The sequence below is a fragment of the Streptococcus oralis genome, assembly GCF_016028255.1.
GTDB classification, from domain to species: domain Bacteria; phylum Bacillota; class Bacilli; order Lactobacillales; family Streptococcaceae; genus Streptococcus; species Streptococcus oralis_AC.
Genome location: NZ_CP065707.1, coordinates 1823086 through 1835163, shown reverse-complemented (window position 1 = coordinate 1835163; position 12078 = coordinate 1823086). Strand labels below are relative to the sequence as shown.

The window sequence follows — 12078 nt, the reverse complement described above, 5'->3', positions numbered from 1 at the left end:
ATAATTATAGTAGCAATAAAGAAGGAGAAGTCTCATGGCAGTTAAAGATTTTATGACCCGCAAGGTAGTTTATATCAGTCCAGATACGACTGTAGCACATGCAGCAGATTTGATGCGCGAGCAAGGCTTGCACCGTTTGCCTGTTATCGAAAATGATCAATTGGTTGGTCTTGTAACAGAAGGAACCATTGCTGAGGCCAGTCCGTCTAAAGCAACCAGTCTCTCCATCTATGAGATGAATTATCTTCTCAATAAGACCAAAGTCAAAGACGTCATGATTCGGGATGTCATCACAGTGTCAGGTTATGCAAGTCTAGAAGATGCGACCTATCTCATGTTGAAGAATAAGATCGGTATTCTTCCAGTTGTGGACAACCAGCAGGTTTACGGTGTGATTACAGATCGTGATGTTTTTCAAGCCTTTCTAGAAATTGCTGGCTACGGCGAGGAAGGAATTCGTGTTCGGTTTATTACGGAAAATGAAGTCGGGGTTTTGGGCAAGATTGTGACCTTGATTGTAGAAGAAAATCTGAATATTTCACACACAGTCAATATTCCGCGCAAGGATGGTAAGGTCGTGATTGAAGTTCAAATTGATGGGATGATTGATTTAACCTTTCTGAAGGAGAAATTTGAAGCGCAAGGTATCCAAGTAGAGGAGATTGCTCGAACCTCTGCTAAAAAGTTATAAATATGGAGGGTGAAAGCCCTCTTTTTTGTATACAATTTGAAATAACAAGCAAAATATGGAAAGAAATGAGAGAATGTGGTATAATGAAACGATGTGAATAAAGGAGTATTTATGGACATTTCAGAAATTCGTCAAAAAATTGACGCAAATCGTGAAAAATTAGCTTCTTTTAGGGGGTCTCTTTGACCTCGAAGGCTTAGAGGAAGAAATTGCCATCTTGGAAAACAAGATGACAGAACCTGATTTTTGGAACGATAATATCGCGGCCCAAAAAACGTCGCAAGAATTAAATGAATTAAAAAACACCTACAACACCTTCCGTAAAATGGAAGAATTGCAGGATGAAGTTGAGATTTTATTGGACTTTTTAGCAGAAGATGAGTCAGTCCATGATGAACTGGTCGAACAGTTGACAGAACTGGATAAGATGATGACCAGCTACGAGATGACCCTTCTCTTGTCAGAACCTTATGACCATAATAATGCCATCTTGGAAATCCATCCAGGTTCTGGAGGTACAGAGGCTCAGGACTGGGGTGATATGTTGCTCCGTATGTACACTCGTTATGGGAATGCAAAAGGCTTTAAAGTAGAAGTCTTGGATTACCAAGCTGGTGATGAAGCGGGCATCAAGTCTGTGACCTTGTCCTTTGAAGGTCCTAATGCTTACGGTCTTCTCAAGTCGGAAATGGGTGTTCACCGTCTGGTACGTATTTCACCATTTGACTCTGCCAAACGCCGCCATACTTCATTTACATCCGTTGAGGTTATGCCTGAGTTGGACGATACCATCGAAGTGGAAATCCGTGAAGATGATATCAAAATGGATACCTTCCGTTCAGGTGGTGCTGGTGGACAAAACGTCAATAAAGTTTCAACAGGTGTGCGTTTGACACACATTCCTACGGGAACTGTCGTCCAATCAACGGTCGATCGTACCCAGTATGGAAATAGAGATCGTGCTATGAAGATGTTGCAAGCCAAGCTCTATCAGATGGAGCAAGAAAAGAAAGATGCGGAAGTCGACTCCCTCAAAGGTGAGAAAAAAGAAATCACATGGGGAAGTCAGATTCGTTCTTATGTCTTCACACCTTATACCATGGTAAAAGATCACCGTACGAGCTTTGAAGTTGCCCAGGTAGATAAGGTCATGGATGGAGATCTTGATGGTTTCATCGACGCCTATCTCAAGTGGCGAATCAGCTAAAAATAGAAAGGAACTCACATGTCAATCATTGAAATGCGAGATGTTGTCAAAAAATACGATAACGGAACGACTGCTCTTCGTGGAGTCTCTCTTAGTATTGAACCAGGAGAATTTGCCTATATCGTTGGGCCTTCTGGAGCAGGGAAGTCAACCTTTATTCGAGCTTTATATCGAGAAGTAAAGATTGAAAAAGGGAGCCTAACAGTTGCAGGCTTTAATTTGGTTAAAATCAAGAAGAAAGATATCCCTCTGCTCCGTCGCAGTGTTGGGGTAGTCTTCCAAGATTACAAACTCTTGCCCAAGAAAACCGTTTATGAAAATATTGCTTACGCAATGGAAGTTATCGGAGAGAACCGTCGCAACATCAAAAAACGTGTTATGGAAGTCTTGGACCTGGTTGGTTTGAAACATAAGGTTCGCTCTTTCCCTAACGAACTCTCAGGTGGAGAGCAGCAACGGATTGCCATTGCCCGTGCGATTGTCAACAATCCTAAGGTATTGATTGCCGATGAGCCGACAGGAAACTTGGACCCAGATAATTCATGGGAAATTATGAATCTGTTGGAACGCATCAATCTCCAAGGTACGACTGTCTTGATGGCGACTCACAATAGCCAGATTGTAAATACCTTGCGCCACCGTGTCATTGCCATTGAAAATGGCCGTGTCGTTCGTGACGAAGCTAAAGGAGAATATGGATACGATGATTAGTAGATTTTTTCGCCATTTATTTGAATCACTCAAAAGTTTAAAACGAAATGGCTGGATGACAGTGGCAGCAGTGAGTTCGGTTATGATTACCTTGACACTCGTTGCCCTGTTTGCATCTGTAATTTTTAATACAGCGAAACTGGCTACCGATATTGAAAACAATGTTCGTGTCATGGTTTACATTCGTAAGGATGTAGCAGATAATAGTGAAACGATTGAAAAAGAAGGTCAGACAGTTACCAATAATGACTATCACAAGGTTTATGATGCCTTAAAAGCCATGCAAGGTGTTAAGAGTGTCACTTTTTCAAGCAAGGAAGAGCAGTATCAAAAATTGACTGAAACGATGGGAGACGATTGGAAGGTCTTTGAAGGAGACGCTAATCCTCTCTATGATGCCTATATCGTTGATACCAATACTCCGAGTGATGTTCCTAAAGTAGCAGAAGAGGCCAAGAAAATTGAAGGGGTATCTGAGGTTCAAGACGGTGGTGCCAACACTCAACGACTTTTCGAACTGGCTTCCTTCATCCGTGTTTGGGGCTTAGTTATTGCAGGGCTTTTGATTTTCATTGCGGTTTTCTTGATTTCCAATACTATCCGTATTACCATTATTTCTCGGAGCCGTGAAATTCAAATCATGCGTCTAGTAGGAGCTAAAAACGGCTATATTAGAGGACCATTCTTGCTAGAGGGTGCCTTTATTGGCTTACTAGGTGCAGCGATTCCTTCAGTCCTTGTATTCTTTATCTACAATATGGTTTATCAATCTGTCAATAAATCCTTGGTGGGGCAAAACTTGTCAATGATTACACCAGATGTGTTTATTCCTTTGATGACAGTCCTATTGTTTGTGATTGGTATTTTCATTGGGGCAATCGGATCAGGTATTTCAATGCGTCGATTCTTGAAGATCTAGTTGGATATAAATGCAACTTGCAGACCAAATCAGAAATAATACAATTTTAAAAGAGAAGTTTTCTGGCTCTTTGTCAACTGTAGTGGGTTGAAGTCAGCTAAGATCGAGAAAGGACGAATTTCGTCCTTTCTTTTTTGATGTTGAGAGCGATGAAAATTCTTTTATTGAAGTTTTCAAAATTCCGAAAACCAAAGGCATTTCGTTTAATGAGTTTAATAAGATTATTCGTTGCTTCCAATTTGGCGTTGGAATAGGGTAATTGGAGAGTGTTGACGATCTTTTCTTTATCCTTGAGGAAGGTTTTAAAGACAGTCTGAAAAAGAGGATGGACCTGCTTTAGATTGTCCTCAATGAGTCCGAAGAATTTTTCAGCTTCCTTATTCTGAAAGTGAAAAAGCAAGAGTTGATAAAGATTATAGTGGTGTTTCAGGTCTTCTGAATAGCTAAAAAGCTTATCTAGAATCTCTTTTATCCTGTTGAATGAGCTTCTCGTAACGTTTGATAGCCTTGTATTCATGGGATTTTCGTTCAAATTGATTCATGATTTGGATACGCACACGACTCATGGCACGGCTTAGATGTTGAACGATGTGAAAGCGATCTAGTACAATTTTTGCATTTGGGAGTGAAACAGTCTGGTAGACTGTTTCAGCCTGAGCCTAGAAATTCGAAAGCGAAGTCGTTTAGCCAAGTCATAGTAAGGACTAAACATATCCATAGTAATAATTTTTACCTGACAGCGAATAGCTCTATCGTATCGAAGAAAGTGATTTCGGATGACAGCTTGTGTTCTTCCCTCAAGGACAGCGATGATATTGAGTTTTTCAAAGTCCTGAGCAATAAAGCTCATCTTCATCTCCCGATTGAAACAGTCACTCCCCTGACTGTTTCAACATCCCAAGACATAATCTCTGGAAGACGAGAAAAATCATGTTTAAAACGGAAGTCATTGAACTTTCGGAGAACAGTTGAAGTTGAAATGGAAAGCTGATGGGCAATATCGGTCATAGAAGTCTTTTCAATCAACTTTTGAGCAATCTTTTGATTGATAATACGAGGAATTTAGTGATTTTTCTTGACGAGAGAAGTCTCAGCCACCGCCATTTTCGAACAATGATAGCACTTGAAACGACGCTTTTTTCAGAAGAATTCTGGTAGGCATACCAGTCGTTTCAAGGTAAGGGATCTTAGACGGTTTCTGGAAGTCATATTTCTTCATTTGATATCCGCAATCGGTGCAAGATGGGGCCTCGTAATCCAGTTTAGCGATGATTTCCTTGTGTGTATCTCTATTGACGACATCTAGAATCTGGATATTGGGGTCTTTAATATCGAGTAGTTTTGTGATAAAATGTAATGGTTCCATATGATTCTTTCTAATGATGGTTTGGTCGCTTTTCATTATAGATCTTATGGGACTTTTTTCTACAACAAAATAGACTCCATCATATCTATAGGGGATTGACCCACTACAAATATTATAGAGCCAAATAAACAAGCAAGATCTGGGAAGACATTTCCAGATCTTTTTGATAGAATGAAATCAAAGAAAACGTTATTAAAAAGAGGTGTGTGATGGAGAAATTTTTTATATTATTGCTTTTATCACCCTACTTTTACTTTTTCCATTGGATTGAGAAGGCGGACAAAAATAGGAAATATTTCGCGTTTTTCTATTACTTTTACTGGATTTATCTTCCTCTGTGGGCTTTGTTCAGTATCGCTTTTACCGTTTTTTCATTTTTAATTTTCAATATTGTCTTGAAAAATCCTGCTGATTTAACAATTTGGGGGATATGGTTCCTTTTAGTTTTTTTGTCTCTTGTGAATGACTGGAAAATATATGCCTGTTTAAAGAGAATGTTCAAGCTGAAACAAGAGAACAAAACGAGGACATCCATCAACAGCTAAAGTTTAGAGGAGGTTCTGATGTTCAAAATAAAGCAGTTCATTCATCAATACTACAAAACCTACATTCTTACGATTTGCTTGTTATGGCTGCTGGTCTTTTGTCTTCCATGGGATTTGCAAATAGGAGGAGTTTCGGTTTATTTCTTCATCATGAAAAAACTCTTTGTCGTCTTTGGTGTATTGGCAATCTTTTTCTCAGTACTGACTAAAAAGATGAGTCTCTTCCTCTTTGGAGTGCTATTTTGCATGGCCTTCTGGATCAATCTTTTCCTGATTTTTGGAATTTTGCCAGCTCTGCTTGGCAATTAAATTTTTGTGTGAAGTGTAGTCCATAAAAAGCTAAGAGGCTGACCTAGAAGTCAGCCTCTTTTCCCTTTTGAAACGCGGATTCTTTCTTGAAAATTAAGAGCAAATGTGCTAGAATTAAAAGAACATTCTAAAATATTCAGAATCTAAAGTAAGGAAAATAATGGCTAATATTTTAAAAACGATTATCGAAAATGATAAAGGAGAACTTCGTCGTCTGGAAAAGATGGCAGACAAGGTTCTCAAATATGAAGATCAGATGGCAGCCTTGACGGATGACCAGCTAAAAGCAAAAACAGATGAATTTAAGGAACGTTACAATAAGGGTGAATCGCTGGATTCATTGCTCTATGAGGCTTTTGCGGTAGTTCGTGAAGCTGCAAAACGTGTCCTTGGACTTTTCCCTTATAAGGTTCAGGTCATGGGTGGGATTGTTCTTCACCATGGTGACGTTCCAGAGATGCGTACTGGTGAAGGGAAGACCTTGACAGCGACGATGCCTGTATACCTCAATGCCCTTGCAGGTGAAGGGGTTCACGTAGTAACGGTCAACGAGTATCTAACGGAACGTGATGCGACTGAGATGGGTGAATTGTACTCATGGCTTGGTTTGTCAGTAGGGATTAACTTGGCTGCTAAGTCACCAATGGAGAAGAAAGAAGCTTATCTTTGCGATATCACCTACTCAACCAACTCAGAGATTGGTTTCGACTACCTTCGTGACAACATGGTTGTTCGGGCAGAAAACATGGTACAGCGTCCGCTCAACTATGCTTTGGTCGATGAGGTTGACTCGATCTTGATTGATGAAGCTCGTACTCCTTTGATCGTTTCAGGAGCCAATGCTGTGGAGACTAGTCAGCTGTATCATATGGCGGATCACTTTGTCAAATCTTTGGACAAAGATGACTATATCATCGACATTCAGTCTAAGACCATTGGTTTGTCTGATTCAGGGATTGATAAGGCTGAAAGCTACTTCAAACTGGAAAATCTCTACGATATTGAAAATGTGGCTCTTACTCACTTTATCGACAATGCCCTCCGTGCCAACTATATCATGATTCTTGATATTGACTATGTGGTCAGCGAAGAGCAGGAAATCTTGATTGTTGATCAATTTACAGGTCGTACCATGGAAGGTCGCCGTTACTCTGATGGCTTGCACCAGGCGATTGAAGCCAAGGAAGGTGTGCCAATCCAAGACGAAACTAAGACTTCAGCTTCTATTACCTACCAAAACCTCTTCCGTATGTATAAGAAATTGGCAGGTATGACAGGTACTGGTAAAACAGAAGAAGAAGAATTCCGTGAAATCTATAACATTCGTGTCATCCCAATCCCAACCAACCGTCCAATCCAACGTATCGACCACTCAGACCTTCTCTATGCTAGCCTTGATGCAAAATTCAAGGCCGTGGTTGAAGATGTGAAGGCACGTTATCAAAAGGGTCAGCCAGTCTTGGTAGGTACTGTTGCCGTTGAAACGAGTGATTTCCTTTCTAAGAAATTGGTCGAAGCAGGTGTTCCTCACGAAGTCTTGAATGCGAAAAACCACTACAGAGAAGCTCAAATCATCATGAATGCTGGTCAGCGTGGTGCGGTTACCATCGCAACCAATATGGCCGGTCGTGGTACCGACATTAAGCTTGGTGAAGGCGTTCGTGAGCTTGGTGGACTTTGCGTCATTGGTACAGAACGCCACGAAAGTCGCCGGATCGATAATCAGCTTCGTGGACGTTCAGGACGCCAAGGAGATCCAGGTGAGTCGCAGTTCTACTTGTCTCTTGAAGATGATTTGATGAAACGTTTCGGTTCAGAACGTTTGAAAGGTGTTTTTGAACGTCTCAATATGTCTGACGAAGCCATCGAATCTCGCATGTTAACGCGTCAAGTTGAAGCAGCTCAAAAACGTGTCGAAGGAAACAACTACGACACTCGTAAACAGGTCCTTCAATACGACGACGTTATGCGTGAACAACGTGAAATCATCTATGCACAACGTTATGATGTCATTACTGCAGATCGTGACTTGGCCCCAGAAATCCATGCTATGATCCGTCGTACCATTGGCCGTATCGTGGATGCACATGCTCGTTCGAAAGAAGATGAAAAATTGGAAGCAATCTTGAACTTTGCTAAGTACAACTTACTTCCAGAAGATTCAATCAGCCGTTCAGATCTTACCGATCTGTCAGATCAGGCCATCAAAGATGAGCTGTATCAACGTGCATTGAAGGTTTATGATAGCCAAGTTGCTAAACTTCGTGATGAAGATGCAGTGAAAGAATTCCAAAAGGTCTTGATTCTACGTGTTGTAGATAACAAGTGGACAGATCATATTGATGCTCTTGACCAGTTGCGAAATGCTGTTGGTCTTCGTGGATATGCCCAAAACAACCCTGTTGTAGAATATCAAGCAGAAGGTTTCCGCATGTTTAACGACATGATTGGATCGATTGAGTTTGATGTGACCCGCTTGATGATGAAAGCACAAATCCACGAACAAGAACGTCCGCAAACGGAACACAATATCAGTACAACTGCGACTCGTAATATTGCAGCACAGCAGACTCATCTTCCAGCAGATGTGGACTTGAGCCAAATCGGACGAAATGACCAATGTCCATGTGGATCTGGTAAGAAATTCAAGAACTGTCATGGTAAGAGACAATAATATGTGATAAGATACAGGCGGATACCTGGTGAAAATACATTTTTGCTTGGTGTCCGTTTGCTTTATAAGGAGATGAATCATGGTATTTACAGCTAAAAGTCCTAAAATTAACATTGAAGAAGTTCGCGCCTTGTCTAAATTAGAAGGAGCAGCTCGTGCGAGAAAAAACCGACGTGATCAGGAATTAGAAGCCATCATTCGTGGGGAAGACCAGCGTATTCTCTTGGTGATTGGACCGTGTTCATCTGATAATGAAGAGGCAGTCCTCGAGTATGCCAAGCGCTTGTCTGCTTTGCAAGAAGAGGTCAAAGACCGTATTTTTATGGTCATGCGTGTTTATACGGCTAAACCTCGTACCAATGGAGATGGCTATAAGGGCTTGATTCATCAACCAAATGCGACAGAAGCTCCTAGCTTGATCAATGGGATTAAGGCTGTTCGTCAGCTACACTATCGTGTGATTACGGAGACAGGCATGACAACAGCTGATGAGATGCTTTATCCTGAAAATCTTCCGCTGGTAGATGATTTGATTTCTTATATGGCTGTCGGAGCTCGTTCTGTAGAGGATCAACAGCACCGTTTTGTAGCGAGTGGAGCAGATTTCTCAACGGGATTTAAAAATCCAACATCTGGAAATCTCAATGTCATGTTTAACGGGATTTATGCAGCGCAAAATAAACAGAGTTTCCTCTTTCTCGGTAAAGAGGTGGAAACAACAGGGAATCCATTGTCCCATGCCATTCTTCGTGGAGCCTTGAATGAATACGGGAAAAATATTCCTAACTACTACTATGACAATTTGATGGATACCATTGCCCAGTATGAAAAGATGGGCTTGGAAAATCCCTTTATCATCATCGATACCAATCATGACAATTCAGGCAAGCAGTACATGGATCAAATCCGTATCGTTCGTCAGACCTTGATTAACCGTGACTGGAATGAGAAAATCAAAAAATATGTTCGTGGTTTTATGATTGAGTCCTATCTAGAAGATGGACGTCAAAATGAGCCAGAAGTTTTTGGTAAGTCCATTACAGATCCGTGTCTCGGATGGGACAACACAGAAGCACTTGTTCGCGAAATTTACCAAACGCTAGGAGAATAAGATGGCATTTATCGAAAAAGGTCAAGAAATAGATATTGAAGCAATCAAGGCTGCAACTCAGCTGTCACCTGAAGTCTTGCGTTATAAGGAAGCACGAGATCGAGAGTTGGCAGCCATCATCTCGGGTGAGGATGACCGAATTCTTTTGGTGATGGGGCCTTGCTCTTCGGACAATGAGGAAGCTGTGCTCGAATATGCTCATCGCTTAGCAGACTTGCAGAAAAAAGTTGCGGATAAAATCTTTATTGTGATGCGTGTCTATACAGCAAAACCTCGTACCAATGGAGATGGCTATAAGGGCATGATTCATCAACCAAATACCAGCGAAGCGCCTAGTCTCATCAATGGTTTACAGGCTGTTCGTCAGCTTCACTACCGTGTGATTACGGAGACGGGCTTGACGACAGCTGATGAGATGCTTTACCCGTCAAATCTCGTTTTGGTTGACGATCTGGTCAGCTACCATGCTGTAGGGGCTCGTTCGGTAGAAGACCAGGAACACCGCTTTGTAGCCTCTGGGATTGATGCTCCAGTTGGGATGAAAAATCCAACATCTGGGAACCTTGGGGTCATGTTTAATGCCATCTATGCGGCTCAAAACAAGCAAACCTTCCTATACCACGGTCAAGAAGTAGAAACTTCAGGAAATTCTTTGGCCCACGTTATTCTTCGTGGTGCCATGAACGAATATGGTAAAAATGAACCCAATTTCTACTATGAAACCCTCTTAAATGCCATCAATCGCTATGAGACCATGGGGCTTGAAAATCCCTTCATTATCATCGATACCAATCATGACAATTCAGGCAAGCAGTATATGGAACAAATCCGCATTGTTCGCCAAGCCTTGCTGAATCGTGACTGGAATGAAAAGATTAAAAAGACCGTTCGAGGCTTTATGATCGAATCTTACCTAGCAGATGGTCGACAAAATCAACCAGAGGTCTTTGGTTGTTCCATAACTGACCCTTGTCTAGGTTGGGAAAATACAGTAGCCTTGGTAGAAGAAATTTATACTACCTTAACAAAATAAGTGAAAAGGATGGAGTTGGGGGAATCTCAGCTCCTTTTATGAGTATGATAGTTGGACACGGAATTGACATTGAAGAATTGGCTTCGATAGAAAGTGCAGTTACACGACGTGAGGGCTTTGCCAAGCGTGTGCTGACCGCTAAAGAAATGGAGCGCTTTACCAGCCTCAAAGGGCGCAGACAGATCGAATACTTGGCAGGCCGCTGGTCGGCTAAGGAAGCCTTTTCCAAGGCTCTAGGAACTGGTATTGGCAAACTGACCTTTCAGGATTTGGAAGTTTTGAATAATGAACGCGGGGCTCCCTATTTTAGTCAGGCACCATTTTCAGGAAATATTTGGCTATCTATCAGCCATACAGATCAGTTTGTGACAGCCAGTGTCATTTTGGAGGAAAATCATGAAAGCTAGTCCACATAGACCAACCAAGGCTCTGATTCATCTGGGAGCTATTCGACAAAATATTCAGCAAATGGGGGCTCATATCCCTGAAGGAACGCTCAAGTGGGGAGTGGTCAAGGCCAATGCTTATGGGCATGGAGCTGTTGCCGTTGCAACGGCGATCCAGGATGATGTTGATGGATTTTGCGTTTCCAATATTGATGAAGCTATTGAACTTCGTCAGGCTGGACTTAGCAAGAAAATTCTCATCTTAGGAGTTTCTGAAATCGAAGCTGTTTCTCTTGCTAAAGAATACGATATCACCTTGACAGTGGCTGGACTGGAATGGATTCAAGCACTGTTAGACAAGGAAGCAGATTTAACTGGCTTGACTGTCCATCTCAAGATTGACTCAGGAATGGGACGGATTGGTTTTAGAGAGGTTGGTGAAGCTGATCGGGCTCGAGACTTGCTCCAACAACATGGTGCTCGCGTTGAAGGAATTTTTACCCACTTTGCGACTGCAGATGAAGAATCAGATGCCTATTTTAATACCCAGTTAGAACGATTTAAAGCTATTTTGGCAAGTATGAAGGAAGTCCCAGAGCTGATTCATGCCAGCAACTCGGCAACGACCCTCTGGCATGCAGAGACTATTTTCAATGCGGTTCGTATGGGAGATGCCATGTATGGCCTGAATCCTAGTGGAGAGATCTTGGACTTGCCCTATGATTTGACTCCAGCCTTGAGTTTGGAGTCTGCCCTTGTTCATGTCAAGACAGTTTCAGCTGGAGCTTGCATGGGCTATGGAGCAACTTATCAAGCGAATAGTGAGCAAGTCATTGCGACGGTGCCAATCGGCTATGCGGATGGTTGGACACGTGATATGCAGAATTTCTCTGTCTTGGTAGATGGTCAAGCTTGCCCAATCGTCGGACGAGTATCTATGGACCAAATTACCATTCGTCTGCCTAAGGTTTACCCGCTAGGAACAAAAGTAACCCTGATCGGCACAAACGGGGACAAGGAAATCACGGCTACTCAGGTAGCGACCTACCGCGGGACTATTAACTATGAGGTGGTTTGTCTCCTCAGCGACCGCATTCCGAGAGAATATCATTAAACTAAAGAAAGG

The 12078-nt window shown here is 41.9% G+C and carries 11 protein-coding genes and 1 pseudogene; 11 read left to right on the top strand and 1 reads right to left on the bottom strand.

All coding sequences use genetic code 11. From position 1 onward, the window contains the following. The first annotated feature begins 34 nt into the window (after positions 1-34). The 4 genes from I6G42_RS08995 to ftsX all read left to right on the top strand — a co-directional run bounded on the left by I6G42_RS08995 (position 35) and on the right by ftsX (position 3528). Entirely contained in the window at positions 35-691 is a 657-nt protein-coding gene (locus I6G42_RS08995; protein ID WP_000268640.1) for a CBS domain-containing protein, read from the top strand. A 111-nt stretch (positions 692-802) separates the two neighbouring features. Next, positions 803-1898, top strand: a protein-coding gene (gene prfB, locus I6G42_RS08990) for a peptide chain release factor 2 (RefSeq protein ID WP_125453345.1) whose coding sequence is annotated in 2 segments (ribosomal slippage) — positions 803-874 and positions 876-1898 — 1095 coding nt in all. Because the reading frame shifts where the segments join, the coding sequence is not laid out codon by codon here. A gap of 18 nt (positions 1899-1916) precedes the next feature. Beyond that, positions 1917-2609: a cell division ATP-binding protein FtsE gene (gene ftsE, locus I6G42_RS08985; RefSeq protein WP_000022257.1), complete on the top strand. Its 693-nt coding sequence runs from the start codon at positions 1917-1919 to the stop codon at positions 2607-2609. Further along, positions 2602-3528, top strand: a complete 927-nt coding sequence (gene ftsX, locus I6G42_RS08980; RefSeq protein WP_038805578.1) for a permease-like cell division protein FtsX — start codon at positions 2602-2604, stop codon at positions 3526-3528. The genes ftsE and ftsX overlap by 8 nt, the downstream gene beginning before the upstream one ends. A 97-nt stretch (positions 3529-3625) precedes the next feature. Here the strand turns inward: ftsX and I6G42_RS08975 are convergent. Next, positions 3626-4894, bottom strand: a pseudogene (locus tag I6G42_RS08975) (transposase). Between the two features lie 209 nt (positions 4895-5103). Here I6G42_RS08975 and I6G42_RS10080 point away from each other — a divergent pair. The 7 genes from I6G42_RS10080 to alr all read left to right on the top strand — a co-directional run bounded on the left by I6G42_RS10080 (position 5104) and on the right by alr (position 12066). Continuing rightward, positions 5104-5439, top strand: coding sequence for a hypothetical protein (locus I6G42_RS10080; RefSeq protein WP_038805575.1), 336 nt, complete (start codon positions 5104-5106; stop codon positions 5437-5439). A gap of 18 nt (positions 5440-5457) precedes the next feature. After that, positions 5458-5748 (top strand): hypothetical protein, encoded by a 291-nt coding sequence (locus tag I6G42_RS08970; RefSeq protein WP_038805574.1) that lies wholly within the window; start codon positions 5458-5460, stop codon positions 5746-5748. A gap of 160 nt (positions 5749-5908) precedes the next feature. Next, positions 5909-8422, top strand: coding sequence for a preprotein translocase subunit SecA (gene secA / locus I6G42_RS08965; RefSeq protein ID WP_038805573.1), 2514 nt, complete (start codon positions 5909-5911; stop codon positions 8420-8422). A gap of 79 nt (positions 8423-8501) precedes the next feature. Beyond that, complete coding sequence (locus I6G42_RS08960; protein WP_038805572.1) at positions 8502-9533, top strand: 3-deoxy-7-phosphoheptulonate synthase; 1032 nt, start codon at positions 8502-8504, stop codon at positions 9531-9533. 1 nt (position 9534) lies between these two features. Then, on the top strand, positions 9535-10566 hold the full coding sequence (locus I6G42_RS08955) for a 3-deoxy-7-phosphoheptulonate synthase (RefSeq protein WP_038805571.1): 1032 nt from the start codon (positions 9535-9537) through the stop codon (positions 10564-10566). 44 nt (positions 10567-10610) lie between these two features. Further along, positions 10611-10973 carry a holo-ACP synthase gene (gene acpS, locus I6G42_RS08950; protein ID WP_038805669.1) on the top strand — a complete coding sequence of 121 codons (363 nt, stop codon included), beginning with the start codon at positions 10611-10613 and terminating at the stop codon, positions 10971-10973. Beyond that, complete coding sequence (alr, locus tag I6G42_RS08945; RefSeq protein ID WP_038805570.1) at positions 10963-12066, top strand: alanine racemase; 1104 nt, start codon at positions 10963-10965, stop codon at positions 12064-12066. Before acpS ends, alr begins: the two co-directional genes overlap by 11 nt. The last annotated feature ends 12 nt before the right edge of the window (positions 12067-12078 follow it).